The sequence below is a fragment of the Pseudomonas ficuserectae genome, from assembly GCF_024584585.1.
GTDB classification, from domain to species: Bacteria; Pseudomonadota; Gammaproteobacteria; order Pseudomonadales; family Pseudomonadaceae; genus Aquipseudomonas; species Aquipseudomonas amygdali.
This window is the reverse complement of sequence record NZ_CP085684.1, coordinates 2,281,245-2,298,834: the sequence shown is the minus strand read 5'-3', so window position 1 is coordinate 2,298,834 and position 17,590 is coordinate 2,281,245. Positions and strand designations below refer to the sequence as shown.

Genomic DNA, 17,590 nt, shown 5'->3' with positions numbered 1-17,590 from the left:
CGAAGAAAACTCGAGAAAGTTTCGTCGATTCAACATGGTGAGAAGTGACCTGGTGGGGGTAGATCTGGTGGGCGGTAGACCTGAGCATAGATCAGCCCGCCAAAGCCACCCGTTCAGCTCGTCCGATTAACTCAATGCCCCTCAAGGAACGCCGCTGCCTGATCCAGCAACAGCATGGGATTTTCGGCCTTGTGTATATCAACCGACAGCAACTGACGGAAACGCCGTGCGCCGGGGAAACCCAAACCAAGCCCGAGCATGTGCCGGGTGACATGGTGCATATTGCCGCCGCTGGCAATATGCGCCGCAATATAGGGCCGCATCGACTCCAACGCATCGTAACGACTGATAACCGGCGCAGTGCTGTCGAACAACTGCTGATCAACATGCGCCAACAGATACGGGTTGTGATAAGCCTCACGCCCCAGCATGACGCCGTCGAAGGTCTGCAAATGCTCGCCGCACTGGTCCAGCGTCTTGATGCCGCCGTTGAGTACAATCTCCAGGTCAGGAAAGTCAGACTTCAGTTGCGCGACCACGTCATAACGCAGCGGCGGAATATCGCGGTTTTCCTTAGGCGACAGGCCCTCCAGAATCGCGATGCGCGCGTGAACCGTAAAACTCTCGCAACCGGCCTCATGAACCTTGCCGACGAAATCAGACAACTCGGCGTAGCTGTCACGGCCGTTGATGCCGATCCGGTGCTTGACCGTGACCGGGATACCGACCGCATCGCGCATGGCCTTCACACAATCAGCCACCAACTGCGGATGCGCCATCAAGCATGCGCCGATCATGTTGTTCTGCACCCGGTCGCTTGGGCAACCGACGTTCAGATTGACCTCGTCGTAGCCCGCCTCCTCAGCCAACCGGGAACAGGCAGCCAAGTCCGCCGCCGTGCTGCCGCCCAGCTGCAACGCCAACGGGTGCTCGGTCTCGTCATGACGCAAGAACCGCTCACGGTCGCCGTGCAGCAAGGCACCGGTGGTGACCATTTCGGTGTACAGCAATGCATGCTTTGAGAGCTTGCGCATGAAGTAGCGGCAATGGTGATCGGTCCAATCCATCATCGGGGCGACGGAGAAGCGACGGGATAGTACAGGGGCCGATTTTTCAATGTTTGCTGGGGTTTCTCGATTTTCGCTGATCATATTTACTGGTCTTTTATACAGCTATTTTTACCCGTCTTTGCTTGCTTTTCACGAGCGATTGCTACGATGTAGCAAATCGTTCCTGAAATGTAGCAAATGATATGGGCACGATCACGGCACGGAAACGCAAAGACAAACTACTGGCTTCACGGCTCAGATTCGGATCAATAGGGTCGGCCCGGCAGTTTATCAGGAAACTTAAACCTTCGACCGTAAGCAGGTTGCCCAAGCCCGGATCAGGAAACATGAAGCGGAGCTGACCGCACCTGATGCGATCGAACGCATAAACCGCAAAACCGTCAGCATCAAGCAGATGATCTACCGGTACCTTGTTGAGTACGAGAAGGTTTGCCCTCTTGGCAAGACCAAGCGGGCAACGATTAAGGCCATAAGCGAGAGCTGGCTGGGAGAGGTAGCCGATTCAGCATCGACCAGTCAGAAGCTGGCAATCTAGGGGTTCCGTAAGCTAGTCTAATCCCTCAATTTTTAAGCAGGAAGCTAATATGTCTTTTGACACATTTATGCAGGTGGACGGTGTAGAAGGAGAATCTCTGGATGACGCCCATAAAAGCTGGATAGAACTACTGTCCTACCACTACGGCGCAGTTCAGTCGATCAGTACAACTGCTTGTTCTAGCGGCGGCGCGACTGCTGGAGGGGTGACTCTGGGCGACCTTAGGGTGAGTAAATACATAGACAAAGCAACACCTAAGCTATTTGAACTTTGCTGCCGAGGTTCACATATAAAAAAAGTAACTATACGCGTACACCGCGCAGGCACTGAGAAATTTAAATACTTAGATATCGTTCTTGAAGAAGTCTTGATATCAACGGTTAGCGGCAATGGAGCAGAACATGCTGGCCTTCCCAAAGAAACGATCACACTAAATTATGGTCGTATAAAACTCGAGCACTCTCAACAGAGGCGCACTGATGGTGGTAGTTCAGGGATAGTGTCCGGAGGCTGAGATAGAGTCGCCAAGAAACCTTTCGCTTAAAAAGAACTACATCTAGCACAGCAACTCAGAGCAGGCCCGCACCTTTGCGAGCCTAACCTTGCCTACCAGTAAAATAACAACACTAAACACATCAAAATAACTGTAAATACAGCTTCCTTTCTAGATAAGGCCAGAGCGATAAAAATCTGCGAAACTATCAAGATAAAAACAAGTAGACCTCGAAACGTTTCCCGATTACCGGAATCATCTTGTATTGGCATCACAGGTGCATCTTGAGGTAACGGAGCCATTTCACTCGATTCCATCCAATCATATGGCGACCCTTGAGTCCAAGCGTAAAACAGCAAACATGTAAGGAATATAAAATACAGAAAAACCCTGAGTAGAACATATTTAATTTTCATGATCTCACATCATCAATTTGTTAAAGCGAAGCCAATGAGTCACAATAAAATTTCCATACCTAGTGTCTTTCTTTATTTCCTCCAGAGACAAACCCGTGCCGCGATTATAGCGAGCACCGATGACTCTAACCTCGTCCATACCAATGGATGTAAAATGATCATGATCAGCAAGCATGCGCAAATGTTTAGCTGCGATATCGATATTATAAACATCATTCTCAATACAGTTTGCCAAACTCCGCAACTGACTGATATCCATTTCTTCAGCATCGAGCCCCAACGTTAGCGCCGCGGTGCGTAGCTGTATGCTAACCCAGCCAAAACTAGTCTTTCTTTCCGGAGTTGAGATATTTAAAGGGTCGTGAGCCCTGACCTCAAAAATTACTCTGTCGACTATATTTGGATCCCCCGCTGCTTCAATCCAACAAACCCCAGCTAACAACTCTACGGGGAGTGAGTATTTTTCTGCCGCTGTTCTTATATACTGCTTGTTATGAACCAACCAAGCATCCTTAAAACGCTGTATATAAGGAATCCCTCCCCCCAGAATCTCTGGCACGCCTTTCCATATTGCAAAATCAATAGGCGTCCAAGTCGGGCTTTTGTTGGAATCTGGTGTGCAAAACTCGTTCATATCCACTCATCCTTGACTTAACGTGCGTTAGCATACTGTATCACCTTACTCAATCTTGGGTGTAGTGTTCGTTAGGGAAGGTCTGAAGTAGCCGGATGTTTTCCGGCTACCGAGTCCTCAGCACTTTTCAAAAAACGATGCATGTCGAAATTTGCTCAATTATCTTCGCTTTTTAGCTCTTTCGGCCGCTGCAAAGCCTTTTGCGGTAACCATTTCCTGCATTACACGCGCACCTCTCCTGCGCTCGCCAACAAATGTCGGCGGGCCATCCACAGGTTTGACAGGGCGAACAACGTCACCATCTGCGCGGTGTTCTTGGCCAAGCCCCGAAAGCGCACTTTTTCATAGCCAAACTGGCGTTTGATGACCCGAAACGGATGCTCGACCTTGGCGCGAACCTGGGCCTTGGCCTTCTCGATTTTGCGGATCGCCTTGTACAAAATACTGCGTTTTCCGTGCTTTTTGTAAGTGCTGCGGCGGGCGGCAATCTGCCAAATGACCTTGCGCCCGGCGTGTTCTTCGCGCTTCTCGACCCCGGTGTAACCTGCGTCGGCGCAGACTACGTTTTCCTCGCCGTGCAGCAGTTTGGCAACCTGCGTGACGTCTGCCACATTGGCCGCTGTTACTACCACGCTGTGCACCAGGCCTGACTCGTCGTCGGCGCCGATGTGAGCCTTGGCGCCGAAATAGTACTGGTTACCTTTCTTGGTTTGATGCATCTCAGGATCGCGTTTGCCATCCTTGTTCTTGGTCGAACTGGGCGCGTGAATCAGCGTGGCATCGACGATGGTGCCTTGACGCAACGACAAGCCACGGTCGCCCAGATAACCATTAATTACGCCGAGAATCCCGGTCGCCAACTCGTGCTTTTCCAGCAGACGACGGAAGTTGAGAATGGTGGTTTCGTCTGGAATTCGCTCCAGGCTCAGGCCTGAAAACTGACGCAGGATGGTCGTCTCATACAGCGCTTCTTCCATCGCCGGATCGCTGTAGCCGAACCAGTTCTGCATCAGATGAACACGCAGCATCGCCATCAGTGGGTAGGCGGGCCGGCCACCTTCTCCTTTTGGATAATAGGGCTCAATCAGGGCAATCAAACCTTTCCAGGGCACCACCTGATCCATCTCGATCAGGAACAATTCCTTACGGGTCTGCTTGCGCTTGCCGGCATACTCGGCGTCGGCGAAGGTCATCTGTTTCATCATCGAAAAGCTCGGCGACTGGTGTCCGGAGATTTTGCCAAATTAGGAAGTCTTTTTCAGAGTTTCCTTAGCCTACTTGAAGCTGGAGATCAGAACAAACCACCGAGTTCGGCAGGTTCTCAATTGATGATAACCAGCTCACCGCTGACATCAACCTTGCCCTTTCTCTGGTTTGCCGTGCTGTAGCGAATGTCCACCGTTTCAAAATGGAAGCCTTCAAATACTCGCATTATGTCAGGGTGGTCGTTGATGCTGACCATAACCTTTCCCTTGCAGCGTCGCATGAAGTCGGCCATTCGCTCATAGTTTTCAAACGGAAAATCCACCGCGTACCCAGCCGTCTGCCAGTAAGACGGGTCCATGTAGTGTAGGGTGTGGGGCCGGTCGTAGCGCTCGGCACATTCGATCCACTGCAGGTTCTCCAAGTATCGCTGCCAAGCTGCAGACAGGTTTTCCTCGAACCGCAGCTGGTTGATGGCCGGGCTGGTCGTGGCAGTGCCAAACGTCTGCCCGCTCACTTTTCCTGCAAAGGCATGGTGCTGCAGGTAGAAGAAACGAGCGGCGCACTGGATATCGGTGAGGGTTTCGGAGCGGGTCATCTTCTGCCACTCAAATACCTGGCGCGAGCTGAGTGCCCATTTGAACTGGCGGTCGAATTCTTCAAGGTGGTTTTGGACGACGCGATACAGCGTCACCAGATCTCCATTGATATCGTTCAAGACTTCAACGGGAGCTGCCTGGGGACGCATGGGGCCGCACCGCCAGCGAACACTTCGTATCCGCGCCACGAACCCCACCTAGCAAAAAACGAGGATCGGGTTTAGCGAGGCATCTCTGGCGAGCAGTTCCACGGCAGCAAGGCTTCGTAATCTTCTACCGATGCAGCATGCGGCAACCGCTCAAGTACGTGGCGCAGCCACGTATAAGGCTCTTGGCCGGTGAGTTTGGCGGGCTCGACCAGGCTGTAGATCTGGGCGCTGGCCGTGGCGCTTTTGGGCGTGTCGCTGAACAGCCAGGCTTTTCGTCCGATGGCGAACGGCCTGATTGCTCTTTCGGCAGCGTTGTTGTCGATGGGTAGAAACCAGCTTCGATATAACGCTCTATCCGGCTCCAGTTGTGAGCCAGGTAGTTCACCGCTTTACCCAAGGCACTTTGTGAGGTGGCCTGCGGCTGCGTTGTTTCCATCCATGCTTTGAGCTTCGTCAGCTCAGGCAGGCTTTTTTCCTGACGACCGATGTAACGCTGCTCATCGCTGACATCCTTGAGTTCACGCTCGATGCCATACAGTTTGTTAATGCATGCCAGCAGGCACAGCGGCACTTCCTGCGCGCGGCTGGTGGTGTAGTCGAACAGGACGACTTTTCGGTCTGGTGGGCCGTTGGCCTATACCCACATCCAGGATTGGCTGGTCGGGTCACGATCCAGCTCTTTTAGTATATGGACTCGGGTTTCATCGCAGTGGATAAACGGGCTTTCGAATAATCGATCACGCATCAAATGCAAGAGCGGTTGGAAGTGCTCGCTGCACTGGATAACTCAGCGCGCCAGCGTCTGGCGCGGTATCTCGATGCCATGTCGACTCAGCACCGTCTCGAAACGATGCAGAGGCAAACCGTCGACATATTTGGTGGTCAGCAGCATGGCCAGTACGCTCGGACTGGCCATGCTCTTTTCGATCAACTGAGCCGGTTTGTCCGCTGTGACCGGTGCTGTTTCGCAACCGCGGCAACCGTAGACTTTGCGGAAGTGTTTAATTACACGGATCTGCATCGGCATGATATCCAGCTGCTCGCTGGTTTCTTCGCTGATGACATGCTTGCGGCAACCGCAGGCACAGGTCAGTTCGTGCTCGGGCAGTTCGTGGATGACTTCGATGCGGGGAAGATCAGCCGACAGTGGCTTGCGTTTACCACGGTGTTTGACCGGTGCAACGACCTCTTCGTCAGCGTTGCCGACGGGTAGCATCGGCTCGCTTTCGGGTTCGTTGAACAAGGCGAGCTGCGGCGTGCTGGGTTCGACCGTCTGTTCGGACTTGCGTCCGAACAGACGGTCGCGCAGTAACTTGATCTGTTCTTTAAGATCGACGATATGCCCCTTGTCAGTCGTGCGCTCAATCAGTAACTGCGCGAGCAGTTGCTTGAGCAATACAGGGTCATCTGGAAGATCTTCGGGCATGGAAATCAGGCCCGAATTATACCTGTCAGGCGACCAATCCTGGAGTTAAAACCTGATGAGGGCGGTTGCGCCAGAGATCAAAACCGTCAAGCAACCAGTTCAGTTCCTGAACCGTCAGCACGATGGCTTCGTCTGTCTCATCGGGAGATGTTTTGAAACGCTCGGACTCCAGGCGTTTGAGCCAAAGGCAGCAGCCGTTGCGCTCCCAGTAAAGGATTTTCACTCGGTTACGAGGGCGATTCAGAAAAACAAAAAGCACGGGGTCGAACACGGCAACCTTGATGTCCAGCTCGACCAGTTCAGCCAGGCCGTCAATAGATTTTCGAAAGTCCACCAGTTTGGGTTAGAGGTACACTTTTTCGACTTTGGCGTCGGGTCGCATCATGAGGTGCTGACTCCTGAAAAGAATCGGGAGCACAGCATCAAGCTTCAATGGCTGGTTGGGAATGTGGGGTTCATGAGGCGCTTACTTTGAGACTACCCAAGCAGTGAGTAAATGGCTGAATGGAGAAGCGATTGCCAATGCAGATAGCGTGGTCGTTTTGTGCTCATGGTTGAAGGTGCGTAGGGAATGGCTAGAATATGGCGTGTTGCCAAAGAGCAGCGCATTTGATTCTTCAATAGAGAAGCTTACAACTGTAGGGACCTCCAATGCCGTAGATGTCCCATCTCGTTTTGACAAGGTGCCCCCTGATCTCATGGGTCCAAGCGGGGCTTGGTGCGAGGAAGCGAGCATAAGCCCTATGGTGTAAATGAGTGGGTATCCTGCCCAGTGCCCATTAGCAAAAATGGTTTTGCGCTTAGGGTACGTGGAGACTCTATGACGAATCCTAGGGAAGGTCTGAAGTAGCCGGATGTTTTCCGGCTACCGAGTCCTCAGCACTTTTCAAAAAACGATGCATGTCGAAATTTGCTCAATTATCTTCGCTTTTTAGCTCTTTCGGCCGCTGCAAAGCCTTTTGCGGTAACCATTTCCTGCATTACACGCGCACCTCTCCTGCGCTCGCCAACAAATGTCGGCGGGCCATCCACAGGTTTGACAGGGCGAACAACGTCACCATCTGCGCGGTGTTCTTGGCCAAGCCCCGAAAGCGCACTTTTTCATAGCCAAACTGGCGTTTGATGACCCGAAACGGATGCTCGACCTTGGCGCGAACCTGGGCCTTGGCCTTCTCGATTTTGCGGATCGCCTTGTACAAAATACTGCGTTTTCCGTGCTTTTTGTAAGTGCTGCGGCGGGCGGCAATCTGCCAAATGACCTTGCGCCCAGCGTGTTCTTCGCGCTTCTCGACCCCGGTGTAACCTGCGTCGGCGCAGACTACGTTTTCCTCGCCGTGCAGCAGTTTGGCAACCTGCGTGACGTCTGCCACATTGGCCGCTGTTACTACCACGCTGTGCACCAGGCCTGACTCGTCGTCGGCGCCGATGTGAGCCTTGGCGCCGAAATAGTACTGGTTACCTTTCTTGGTTTGATGCATCTCAGGATCGCGTTTGCCATCCTTGTTCTTGGTCGAACTGGGCGCGTGAATCAGCGTGGCATCGACGATGGTGCCTTGACGCAACGACAAGCCACGGTCGCCCAGATAACCATTAATTACGCCGAGAATCCCGGTCGCCAACTCGTGCTTTTCCAGCAGACGACGGAAGTTGAGAATGGTGGTTTCGTCTGGAATTCGCTCCAGGCTCAGGCCTGAAAACTGACGCAGGATGGTCGTCTCATACAGCGCTTCTTCCATCGCCGGATCGCTGTAGCCGAACCAGTTCTGCATCAGATGAACACGCAGCATCGCCATCAGTGGGTAGGCGGGCCGGCCACCTTCTCCTTTTGGATAATAGGGCTCAATCAGGGCAATCAAACCTTTCCAGGGCACCACCTGATCCATCTCGATCAGGAACAATTCCTTACGGGTCTGCTTGCGCTTGCCGGCATACTCGGCGTCGGCGAAGGTCATCTGTTTCATCATCGAAAAGCTCGGCGACTGGTGTCCGGAGATTTTGCCAAATTAGGAAGTCTTTTTCAGAGTTTCCCTAGGTCAGGACATAGCTACCCTTCAGACTGCATTATATTTATAGATCCAGAAGTCAGAGCAACTACCCGGGACCGTGTAATAGCGCGGGTCCCGCGCACCAATGAAGTGACGTTTAAGGTTCTATTGGAGGACGCAGGGAGGCAGTATCTGCGCCCGATAAACCCACAATACCCCATCATTGATATTACTGAAGAAACCCATATCTGCGGTAAGGTTATGGGCTCTTTCATACCTGAGTAAATGAGGACACCATAGCCCCAGCTTGGCGTCTAGATTTTCAAAAAGTGATCATCGTTTTCAATGTATATATTGATATTCTGAAAAACCCAGAAGGGGCCGTCCTCTGACAGAACACCTTTTTCGCACTGATTCGTTTTCCAACGACCAAAAAATATATACTCCTCACCTACTGCAAAGCTACTCGCTAGAGAGGATTTCGTTAAGGCAATTTTTACAACGGGCTTCACTACTTTATTACTCGGATCAGGCGTGACATAGGGAGCGTCCAGCTCTACTGAGTGAAATGGAAATTTTTCCGTTGGAGACTTTATACATTTAACACTACCGCAAATGGCTAGCGGCGAAGTTGTTTTAGGCGCTCCATATACATTGACTAACGTGCGAATATTTTCGTGATCGAAGTAAAACTCAGACCAAGGAATACTTTTGGCCCCGTCTTTGATGACGATAAGAGAGCTAAGATCCTCATTACTTTCACACAAGCTTCTAAGCTCTACTATCTGCTTTAGCTTCTTCAAGTAGCTGCTTAGCTTACCCTTCTGAACAAATAATTTATCTTTTCCTTGATTCTTTTCAGAATCTTTGGCGCTGGACAACTCAAGCTTAGAGACGGCCTTGAATGCCTGTAACAGTATATGCAAACGAAACTCATAACTATTTTGGGATACTGACCCGAAAATATCTGTATCAGAGCCGGCGGCCATCACCTTTAATTGGCCTTCCAGGTTGTATTTGCAGTCAGCGGCATGAACCTCTTTGGGCTTAAGCCGAAAGCTTGGCTTAACCGTTATGGATTTGTCTGCAAGTTGTCTCAGGTGGCTCTTCACAAACGTAAGCTTAGCAGCACATTCACTTGAAGCGCAGATTGGAATTCCCACGGGAGACGACTCATATTCCTGAGCTGTTTTTTGCCCGACACCTTGAATTTTCGCCTTAAAAATCTTGCTTCCCACTTACCCTCCTACAAATTGAAAATTTGGATCCACAAATATCCATCACTGAGTGCAAAACTGCAAGGGCATTACTCAATCAAGAAAATATCAACCATAAGTTGATATTCACCTCATTCTTCCACCACAGAGCGAGGCATCACCATGCACATCAAGGCCGCCCCTCCGGAACTGACAATATCTCAAACGGTAACCGCTGGCGTTTATCCTTGCGCAGCTTGGTGAGCGCAGCCGGTTACTGGCGAGGAGGTATGTACGAAACCGGAAGTTCGTTATGAAGAAGTCTGACGTCGAGGTGATATGAGCATCACGTCAGAAGTTCATAACAAGCTGCGCCATCATCGGCAGGCGTACCAAGACGGTCTGACCAGGTATTCAGCGGGCAAAGAAGGAGTACATCAATGATTCGCATGGCCCGCCCCTCTGACGCAAAGGCCATTGCCCAGGTGCATGTCAGCAGTTGGCAAGAAGCGTACTGTGACCTGATGCCGACCGAATACCTGAATTCGCTGGAAGCAACCCTGGCTCAACGTGAATCATTTTGGGTTCGCTCGATTGAATCGGGCGAGCCTTGCGTATTGGTCGAGGAGTTGAACGAGCAGGTGGTCGGCTGGATATCAGTCGGTGCCAGCCGTGACGAAGATACTGCGGCAACGTTGGACCGTACCAAGGCTTTTACGCAAAGACGTAGTCGAGCGAGAAAGACAGATGACACAAGCGCCATCTGTCGGGGGCTCACTCCGCATTCAACGGAATAAACACAGCAAACGTAGTACCCAGATCCGCTTTTGACGTCACTTCAATACGCCCGCCATGGGCATCGACGATCTTGGCGACGATGAACAAGCCAAGCCCAAGGCTTGAGTAAGGACCGTTGTCAGTCATTTTCTCGGGCGAGTAGCGATCCATCGGGTTGAAGATAAAAGGAAGCACGTCTTCGGGAATTGGACTGCCTGTGTTGTGCACGGTGAACTGAAGTGTGCCGTCAGAAGCTGCCAGCGTTACCTCGACAGGGTCGCGGCTGTTGCCGTGTTGTATGGCATTGCCAATGAGGTTCGAGAAGACCTGCTCCAGGCGATCTCCATCAAAATTGCCAATGACCGGATCGTTGGAAGTGAGGTGAATATCCGCCTCTGGATTGACCGTACGCGATTCGTCAACGATGCGAGCACAGATGGGCTGGATGTCTGTCTGGGTCTTTTTCAACGGAATGCCGGGACCGATCTGTGACCGTGTGAAGTCGAGCAGATCGCCAACGATCTGATTGGCTCGTTTCACGCTTGAGTAGATCCTTGATGCCACCTTGGTCGGCCGCGCGCCCAGGTCATTGGTACGCAACAGCACGTCTGCACCCAGCAATATGGCACTTAACGGTGTGCGCAAGTCGTGCCCGAGGATGCCCAGAAAGATATTGCGCGAGGCCTGAACCGCACCGGTATAGCTGGAAATGGATTCCGCGAGAGCCTGATCTATTGCTTCGTTGAAGCGGATCATGTCCTCCATCTGCTGCTGGGTGTCCGAGGTCGCGCGCATCATCCATTGTTTTATCACGCTCGCGCGTAACGCTCGAAACTCCGAGACCACCTGATCGATGGTGAAACCTGACATCAATCGAGTGATCGCATGGTTTTTCGCTGCGGTGTCTTCTTGCGATACGACCTGGCCCTGAGATTTTTCGACCTGTTGCTGCGACGACTGATCAGTCCTCAAATCGGTGGCAATGGCTCGAAGCATCTGCTCGGCGTGATCTCTGAGCTCCTTGGTATCCAGAGGCTCGCCGAGCGTGGACATGGTGCGCGCGAAGTCGGTCCACTCCAGTACAATAGGCTCGATGTTCTCAAGGATGAAGCCCGATAACCGCATAGCAATTAAAACCCGAAAATGAACCCCGCGAATTGCAGATTCGTGGGGCGAGTTAAACACCAATTCCGATCAAAAAGACGGATACATTTGTTAAATGAATTTCACGCAGACCAGAAAAATATCGAGGCCCGGAGCTAATCGGAAAGCGCTTGTAAACGAGCTTGAACTGCGTCGTCAAAAATGATGTAGAGCGCCTCGGCATCGGCGGGACGCAGTTTTCTGCTTGTCTCAAGACTGTGAATGTATTCGATCTGCAACGCCCCTTCGGCCTCCACGTCAGCGCGGGTGCTGGTTGCCTCGAGCGCTCTTACCAGATCACTGATAGCCCCCTGGACAGCCTTGGGGAGCCGTAACTGGTCAAGTTGTTCCTGCATTCGCTCAATTTCCGGGTTAAAACCATAGGGTCGGCAGCAGATCACGGTGAAGCGTGCAATGCAAGGCCATGAGCCCGATCATCGATGAGCTGAAGAGGCGGTGCGCCCTTCAAGAAGGTTTTTCAGGCTGTAGGTCACCACACCCAGAATGATCAGGTCGTCGTGGTCAGTGACATGCAGTGGTGGATAATCCGGGTGTTCGGACTTGAGGATCACGACGTCGCCACGCATGTGCAAACGCCGACACATCTGCCTTGCGTTGAGTGAGGCGACGACGATGTCACCGTGCTCGGCGTACTGACTGCGGTCGACAACCAACATTTCACCGGTGCGCATGCCGCCTCCCTGCATCCCTTCATCCTCGACCCTGGCCAGATAAACGTGCGGCTCACGGACCTCACAAAGCTCTGCGATAGAGACATGCTTCTCGACCACTGGCGACCTGGAACCGACGGATGACAAGGATAGCAAAGGGAGCTTGATGCCCCCTGCCGACAAGGGGCCAAGGAATGTGACACTCATGGGACGAGCCTTTTATGATTAACTGTATACATATACAGTTAATCGTTTATCAGGGGCCAGGTCAATCTCCACGACCTGACACATCGACAAATGGTGTGGACTCAACCCGAAGCACGGTCAATGCTCGCGTACTGTCACGGCGCTTCGTCTTGCGACAACCGGGTAATCAGCGCCACTGTCAGGTAAAGCCTGGGCGCGATGCTCGACAGTTCGATGTACTCATCGTCCGCATGCAAGCCGGCCCCGACAACGCCCATGGTTTCCAGCACGGCAGGCTTTGCGCTGCCCGGTACGTAGGCGTAGCCCGCATCGGTGCCGAAGCGCATGGCGATCGGCTCGATACTGCGACCTATTTTTTCATAGAGCGTCTGCGCGGTTTTCGCCAGTTGCTCGGAACCAGGGTTCCTGGCCAGTGGCGGACGGCCTTTCTCCATGCGCAAGGTCACTTCGGTGCCATCAACGAGGGTTTTCTTCACAATCCGCTGACCGTCAGCGAGCACCCTGTCGCTCTCGCTCAGATCGGAGTAGCGCATGTCCGCCTCGGCCGAAGCGCTGGACGGGACGATGTTGCGCTTCTCACCGCCTTTGACAAGCGTCCAGTTGACGGTCGTACCCTTGCCCGGATCGCCAAGGTCCTTGAGTTGCAGCAGTTGGTGCGCCAGCTCGATGGCCGCATTGCGCCCGGCTTCAGGGGCCGAGCCTGCGTGTGACGATTTGCCTTTGACGTCGAGGAGCAGGCCATTGATGCCATTGGTGGCGACAGTCACGGCGTCTTTGTCAGGCGGCTCATACGAAAACACGTAGTCATGCTGACGAGCGAGTTCGGCTATGACTTTTTTCGACCCGCTGGAGCCGGTCTCCTCGTCCGGGTTGAAAAGCACGGTGAGCGTGCCGAAATCCTTGAAATTCTGGTCCTGCAGCAGTTGCAGCGAATGCAGAATCATCGCAACACCGCCCTTCGCATCTGCCACACCGGGGCCATAGGCGCGTTCGCCGTCGAGCCTGAACGGACGTTTCGCGGCAGTGCCCGGCCCGAAGACTGTGTCGTAGTGGACCATCAACAGAAAGGACCGGCTGCCATTACCTTTGAACCTGCCGACGATGTTGTCACCCGCAGAAGGGTCTGCCGGCGTGGTGGAAACTTCGGCACCCAATGCCTTGAGACGCTCCACCAGCATCGCGCTGACTGTTTTCAGTCCGGGTGCCTGACCAGTGCCCGTATCGATATCCACGAGTTGCCGGACGGTTTTGAGGTAGGACTGTTGTTCGGCCTGGGCTTTTTTCAGTAACAGATCAGATGGCAGCTCGGCGGCGATGACGCCCATGGAAAACAATGAAAAGCCGATTGCGGCAGTGATGGGGAAACGTCGTGAATGCATGCTGGCTCCTTCAGATCATCGCGAGTTGAACAGCATCTTTACCCCAATGCAGTGCTCGACGCCACAAGCGAGTCTCATCAGACAAATATGTATGAGAATGTAACTGATAGTGATTGGCATTTAATAAAATGTGAAAAATTTGTTAGTCTCTCCCTCCGCTGCCGTCTGTCACGACCTGCCAGCCAGCACACCATCATCCAGGTGTCCCGCCACGTCCCAGTTCCTGCAGGAATTACCCCAATGCTTCGTCCGCTTCTACCTTCGTTGGCCAGTCCCGTTCAACTCGATCTGCCTGCACAGGCGCTTTCCAGATCGCTCGCACAGCTGAGCCAAGCGAGCGGTATGCAGATATCAGTGGATGACAAATTGATTGCAAGCAAGCAGGCTCCAGCCATTAGCGGCAGCCTGGAACCGGCTCAGGCATTGAATCAGCTACTGTTGGGCAGCGGCCTAGATACGCAGGTACAGGGCAATGCTGTGAGGGTGTTCCAGCCATCGAGCGGTGGCTCGATGACGCTGGGCAACGTGGACATCAGCGCTCAGGCGGGCATTGCAGGAATGGCCACCACAGAAGGCAGCGGTTCGTACACCACGGGCTCGATGAGCAGCGCGACCGGGTTGCCCCTTTCGATTCGCGAGACGCCGCAGTCGGTAAGCGTGATCACTCGCCAGCGAATTGAAGATCAGGGCATGAACGACCTCAATGATGTCGTCAAATATGCACCCGGCGTGACACTGCGCAAATTCGGCTCGGACCGTCAGCAGTTTCTGGCGCGCGGCTTTACCATCGATAACCTGATGTATGACGGTCTGCCGACCATCGTCAGCACCTTTACACTGGACACCATCTCCGGTGCTGACCTGGCCTTGTACGACCGCGTTGAAGTGGTACGCGGCGCTACGGGGCTGATGACCGGTGCAGGCAGCCCCTCGGCGACACTGAATCTGATTCGCAAGCGCCCTACTGCTACCCCGCAAGTCAGCGTGACCACCAGCGCCGGGAGCTGGGACCGCTACCGTACCGAGGTGGACGCGTCGAACAGGCTCAACGATTCCGGTACGTTACGTGGCCGGGTGGTGGCAGCCTATGAAACGGGCAACAGTTTTGTCGATGAGCGCGATAAAGAGCGTCAGACGTTCTATGGCGTTCTGGAAGCCGACCTTAACGAGTCGACCACCTGGACCATCGGGGCCTCGAAGCAGCGCGATGATGCAACGTCGGACTGGGGCAGCCTGCCATCCGGACCTAACGGTGAAAACCTTCACCTGCCACGTTCCACCTTCCTCAGTAACGACTGGGCGTATTGGGACAGAGAAAACGTCAGTGTTTTCACGGACCTGACTCATCGCTTCGACAACGGCTGGTGCAGCAAACTGGCGGCGACCAGAATCTGGGCTGAATCCGACATGTACTCCAACTACCTGACCGCCAGTGGCACCGGTTACGGCCAGGCGGCTGGCGAGTACGACACCACAGACGTGCAGACCAGTGTGGATGGTTCGCTGTCCGGTCCATTCCAGCTGTTTGGCCGGCAGCACGAGCTGATGCTCGGCGTCAGTAGGCGCGAAGAAAAGTTTGATCAGAAAGGCGGCTTTTACGGCTCCACACCGGTCGATATCTACACCTTCAACCCCAATCTCATTGCAAAACCGGACCCTGCCACGCGTACCGCCTACGTCAATCAGAACACCGCCACCGAGGAAGGCGTCTACGCCGCCGCACGTTTCACCCCGATTGATCCATTGCACGTTATCGTCGGCAGCCGGGTAAGCTGGTACGACTATCAGAATCGTTCGGCCAGCAATGGTGACTACAAAGTCATTCGTGAGGTCACGCCTTATGCCGGCATCGTCTATGACCTGAACGATACCTACTCGGCCTACGCAAGCTATACCGAGATCTTCAAGCCGCAGAACCAGCTGGACGTGGGAGGCGGCGTATTGGACCCGATGACGGGCGAAAGTTACGAAATCGGCCTGAAAGGCGAATACTTCGACGGTGGTCTGAACGCATCGCTGGCAGTCTTCGACATGACCCAGGAAAACCGCGCGTACGCCATCGTCAATCCGCCAGTCACTTGCCAGCAGCAGAATCGCATCTGCTACGAAGCAGCCGGTGAAGTGCGCAGCCGAGGGATCGACGCAGAAATCAGCGGCCAGCTGACACCTGACTGGCAGGCTTCCGCCTCCTACACACTGGTGTTGAGCCAGTACCTCAAGGACCGCACCAATGACAAGGGCGACCTGTTTGCGCCCAATCAACCGAAACACCTATTCAAGGCAGCAACGTCCTATCACCTGCCCGGCAACCTGAACAAATGGCGCGTGGGTGCCGACGTTCTGGCGCAAAGCGAGACGTACAACCGGGTCGGCACCGGTCACTCCGAGCAGGACGCCTATGCGGTTGTGGGACTGATGGCAGGCTACCGCTTCGACGAGCACTGGGACGCGCGGGTCAACCTCAACAACGTATTCGACGAAAAATACTGGCAGGGCATTCCTCTCGCGACCGGTAGCGGCGTTTACGGTGACCCGCGCAACCTGATGGTCTCGCTGAAGTGGTCGCTCTGACTCTTGCGCGCTGCAAGCTACCTGATAGCCGTTAAATTCACATCAAGGGAACAAGCAGTGCGTGCGAGGCTCAAAAACAGTCTCGACAAAGGTATTCACGACAATGCCGTCCCTCAGGGCCTATCATCGGCAGCAGGAAACGCTGCGGCCTTGAGTGGTCGGCAGCGCTCGGGTAATGTCATCCAACCGCACAGGACAGAGCACGCTCATGACTTCCAAGCTGGATCAACTCAAGAAATTCACTACCGTTGTTGCTGACACAGGCGACTTCGGCGCAATCAAAAGCCTCGAACCAGAGGACGCCACCACCAACCCTTCGCTGCTGCTCAAGGCCGCATCCGACGTAAACAACGCTCAGATGCTCGCCGACGCATTCAGCGGTGCCAAGGGTGACATCGGCCTGGCCTGCGACCGCTTTGCAGTCGCCATCGGTCAGGAAATTCTCAAGGTCGTCCCGGGCCGCGTATCCACTGAAGTCGACGCACGCCTGTCGTTCGACACCAATGCCCTGATCGAGCGCAGCGAGCGCTTGATCGGCCTTTACGATGCCGCCGGTATCAAACGTGATCGAGTGCTGATCAAGCTGGCAGCGACGTGGGAAGGTATCCGTGCCGCTGAGAAGCTAGAGAAGGACGGCATTCAGACCAATCTGACGTTGCTGTTTTCCTTTGCCCAGGCAATCGCCTGTGCCGAGGCTGGCGTGTTCCTGATTTCGCCGTTCGTGGGCCGTATCTACGACTGGTACAAGAAATCTTCAGGCATCGACTACGTTGGCGCAGAGGATCCGGGTGTACAGTCTGTGACGCGCATCTATAACTACTACAAGGCCAACGACTTCAAAACCGTGGTCATGGGGGCAAGCTTCCGCAATCTGAACCAGATCGAACAGCTGGCGGGCTGTGATCGCCTGACCATCAGCACCGACCTGCTCAAGAAACTGGCTGAAGATACCGGTACGCTGGAACGCAAGCTTGCACCGGGCAATGCCGGTGAGGCTCGCCAGAGCCTGACCGAGAGCCAGTTCCGCTGGGCCTCCAATGAAGATGCCATGGCCACTGAAAAACTGGCTGAAGGCATTCGTCAGTTCGCTCGCGATCAGGAAAAGCTGGAAGCGCTGCTCTCCGCAAAAGCCTGAT

The 17,590-nt window shown here is 53.8% G+C and carries 15 protein-coding genes and 4 pseudogenes; 6 read left to right on the top strand and 13 right to left on the bottom strand.

Annotated elements, in window-relative coordinates:
- Positions 1 to 131: 131 nt before the first annotated feature.
- Positions 132 to 1,151, bottom strand: coding sequence for a tRNA dihydrouridine(20/20a) synthase DusA (gene dusA / locus LJU29_RS10245; protein WP_054995285.1), 1,020 nt, complete (start codon positions 1,149 to 1,151; stop codon positions 132 to 134).
- A 101-nt stretch (positions 1,152 to 1,252) separates the two neighbouring features.
- Between dusA and LJU29_RS10240 the strand changes: the two are divergent.
- Positions 1,253 to 1,596, top strand: a pseudogene (locus LJU29_RS10240) (site-specific integrase); the annotation flags it as partial.
- A gap of 58 nt (positions 1,597 to 1,654) precedes the next feature.
- Positions 1,655 to 2,119: an Hcp family type VI secretion system effector gene (locus tag LJU29_RS10235; RefSeq protein WP_257112232.1), complete on the top strand. Its 465-nt coding sequence runs from the start codon at positions 1,655 to 1,657 to the stop codon at positions 2,117 to 2,119.
- Positions 2,120 to 2,211: 92 nt separating this feature from the next.
- Here the strand turns inward: LJU29_RS10235 and LJU29_RS10230 are convergent, their stop codons facing one another.
- From LJU29_RS10230 to LJU29_RS10200, 7 genes and pseudogenes are all read right to left on the bottom strand, one after another.
- Positions 2,212 to 2,514 (bottom strand): hypothetical protein, encoded by a 303-nt coding sequence (locus LJU29_RS10230; RefSeq protein ID WP_257112230.1) that lies wholly within the window; start codon positions 2,512 to 2,514, stop codon positions 2,212 to 2,214.
- A gap of 4 nt (positions 2,515 to 2,518) precedes the next feature.
- The gene (locus tag LJU29_RS10225; RefSeq protein WP_257112228.1) at positions 2,519 to 3,148 is read right to left on the bottom strand and encodes a hypothetical protein; all 630 of its coding nucleotides are present in this window, start codon (positions 3,146 to 3,148) and stop codon (positions 2,519 to 2,521) included.
- Positions 3,149 to 3,369: 221 nt separating this feature from the next.
- A complete protein-coding gene (locus LJU29_RS10220; RefSeq protein ID WP_054078085.1) occupies positions 3,370 to 4,350 on the bottom strand; it encodes an IS5-like element ISPsy2 family transposase in 981 nt (326 codons plus the stop codon).
- A 119-nt stretch (positions 4,351 to 4,469) separates the two neighbouring features.
- Positions 4,470 to 5,125, bottom strand: a pseudogene (locus tag LJU29_RS10215) (DNA adenine methylase); the annotation flags it as partial.
- 45 nt (positions 5,126 to 5,170) lie between these two features.
- Positions 5,171 to 6,534, bottom strand: a pseudogene (gene tnpC / locus LJU29_RS10210) (IS66 family transposase).
- A 16-nt stretch (positions 6,535 to 6,550) separates the two neighbouring features.
- Positions 6,551 to 6,859 (bottom strand): IS66 family insertion sequence element accessory protein TnpB, encoded by a 309-nt coding sequence (tnpB, locus tag LJU29_RS10205; protein ID WP_257112226.1) that lies wholly within the window; start codon positions 6,857 to 6,859, stop codon positions 6,551 to 6,553.
- Positions 6,860 to 7,505: 646 nt separating this feature from the next.
- On the bottom strand, positions 7,506 to 8,486 hold the full coding sequence (locus tag LJU29_RS10200; RefSeq protein WP_054078085.1) for an IS5-like element ISPsy2 family transposase: 981 nt from the start codon (positions 8,484 to 8,486) through the stop codon (positions 7,506 to 7,508).
- 21 nt (positions 8,487 to 8,507) lie between these two features.
- Here LJU29_RS10200 and LJU29_RS10195 point away from each other — a divergent pair, with 21 nt between their 5' ends.
- Positions 8,508 to 8,795, top strand: a complete 288-nt coding sequence (locus LJU29_RS10195) for a S24 family peptidase (RefSeq protein WP_371321901.1) — start codon at positions 8,508 to 8,510, stop codon at positions 8,793 to 8,795.
- Between the two features lie 29 nt (positions 8,796 to 8,824).
- Here the strand turns inward: LJU29_RS10195 and LJU29_RS10190 are convergent, their stop codons facing one another.
- Positions 8,825 to 9,748 (bottom strand): hypothetical protein, encoded by a 924-nt coding sequence (locus LJU29_RS10190; RefSeq protein WP_257112225.1) that lies wholly within the window; start codon positions 9,746 to 9,748, stop codon positions 8,825 to 8,827.
- Between the two features lie 398 nt (positions 9,749 to 10,146).
- Between LJU29_RS10190 and LJU29_RS10185 the strand changes: the two are divergent.
- A pseudogene (locus LJU29_RS10185) lies at positions 10,147 to 10,389 on the top strand (GNAT family N-acetyltransferase); the annotation flags it as partial.
- 91 nt (positions 10,390 to 10,480) lie between these two features.
- Here the strand turns inward: LJU29_RS10185 and LJU29_RS10180 are convergent.
- From LJU29_RS10180 to LJU29_RS10165, 4 genes are all read right to left on the bottom strand, one after another.
- On the bottom strand, positions 10,481 to 11,608 hold the full coding sequence (locus LJU29_RS10180; protein ID WP_257112709.1) for a sensor histidine kinase: 1,128 nt from the start codon (positions 11,606 to 11,608) through the stop codon (positions 10,481 to 10,483).
- Positions 11,609 to 11,742: 134 nt separating this feature from the next.
- The gene (locus LJU29_RS10175; RefSeq protein WP_004659854.1) at positions 11,743 to 11,982 is read right to left on the bottom strand and encodes a hypothetical protein; all 240 of its coding nucleotides are present in this window, start codon (positions 11,980 to 11,982) and stop codon (positions 11,743 to 11,745) included.
- Between the two features lie 78 nt (positions 11,983 to 12,060).
- Entirely contained in the window at positions 12,061 to 12,504 is a 444-nt protein-coding gene (locus LJU29_RS10170; protein ID WP_257112224.1) for a S24 family peptidase, read from the bottom strand.
- A 134-nt stretch (positions 12,505 to 12,638) separates the two neighbouring features.
- On the bottom strand, positions 12,639 to 13,883 hold the full coding sequence (locus LJU29_RS10165) for a M20/M25/M40 family metallo-hydrolase (RefSeq protein WP_057422994.1): 1,245 nt from the start codon (positions 13,881 to 13,883) through the stop codon (positions 12,639 to 12,641).
- A gap of 240 nt (positions 13,884 to 14,123) precedes the next feature.
- Between LJU29_RS10165 and LJU29_RS10160 the strand changes: the two genes are divergently transcribed.
- Together LJU29_RS10160 and tal are read left to right on the top strand one after the other, a co-directional pair.
- Entirely contained in the window at positions 14,124 to 16,454 is a 2,331-nt protein-coding gene (locus LJU29_RS10160; protein ID WP_257112222.1) for a TonB-dependent siderophore receptor, read from the top strand.
- Positions 16,455 to 16,662: 208 nt separating this feature from the next.
- Complete coding sequence (gene tal / locus LJU29_RS10155) at positions 16,663 to 17,589, top strand: transaldolase (RefSeq protein WP_002552899.1); 927 nt, start codon at positions 16,663 to 16,665, stop codon at positions 17,587 to 17,589.
- Position 17,590 lies beyond the last annotated feature (1 nt).

Excerpts from the sequence above, each read along its gene's own strand:
- dusA (WP_054995285.1), bottom strand. The coding sequence starts at position 1,151 with ATGATCAGCGAAAATCGAGAAACCCCAGCAAACATTGAAAAATCGGCC.
- LJU29_RS10200 (WP_054078085.1), bottom strand. The coding sequence starts at position 8,486 with ATGAAACAGATGACCTTCGCCGACGCCGAGTATGCCGGCAAGCGCAAG.
- LJU29_RS10180 (WP_257112709.1), bottom strand. The coding sequence starts at position 11,608 with ATGCGGTTATCGGGCTTCATCCTTGAGAACATCGAGCCTATTGTACTG.
- LJU29_RS10160 (WP_257112222.1), top strand. The coding sequence starts at position 14,124 with ATGCTTCGTCCGCTTCTACCTTCGTTGGCCAGTCCCGTTCAACTCGAT.
- LJU29_RS10165 (WP_057422994.1), bottom strand. The coding sequence starts at position 13,883 with ATGCATTCACGACGTTTCCCCATCACTGCCGCAATCGGCTTTTCATTG.
- LJU29_RS10170 (WP_257112224.1), bottom strand. The coding sequence starts at position 12,504 with ATGAGTGTCACATTCCTTGGCCCCTTGTCGGCAGGGGGCATCAAGCTC.
- LJU29_RS10225 (WP_257112228.1), bottom strand. The coding sequence starts at position 3,148 with ATGAACGAGTTTTGCACACCAGATTCCAACAAAAGCCCGACTTGGACG.
- LJU29_RS10235 (WP_257112232.1), top strand. The coding sequence starts at position 1,655 with ATGTCTTTTGACACATTTATGCAGGTGGACGGTGTAGAAGGAGAATCT.
- tal (WP_002552899.1), top strand. The coding sequence starts at position 16,663 with ATGACTTCCAAGCTGGATCAACTCAAGAAATTCACTACCGTTGTTGCT.
- LJU29_RS10230 (WP_257112230.1), bottom strand. The coding sequence starts at position 2,514 with ATGAAAATTAAATATGTTCTACTCAGGGTTTTTCTGTATTTTATATTC.
- LJU29_RS10175 (WP_004659854.1), bottom strand. The coding sequence starts at position 11,982 with ATGCAGGAACAACTTGACCAGTTACGGCTCCCCAAGGCTGTCCAGGGG.
- LJU29_RS10220 (WP_054078085.1), bottom strand. The coding sequence starts at position 4,350 with ATGAAACAGATGACCTTCGCCGACGCCGAGTATGCCGGCAAGCGCAAG.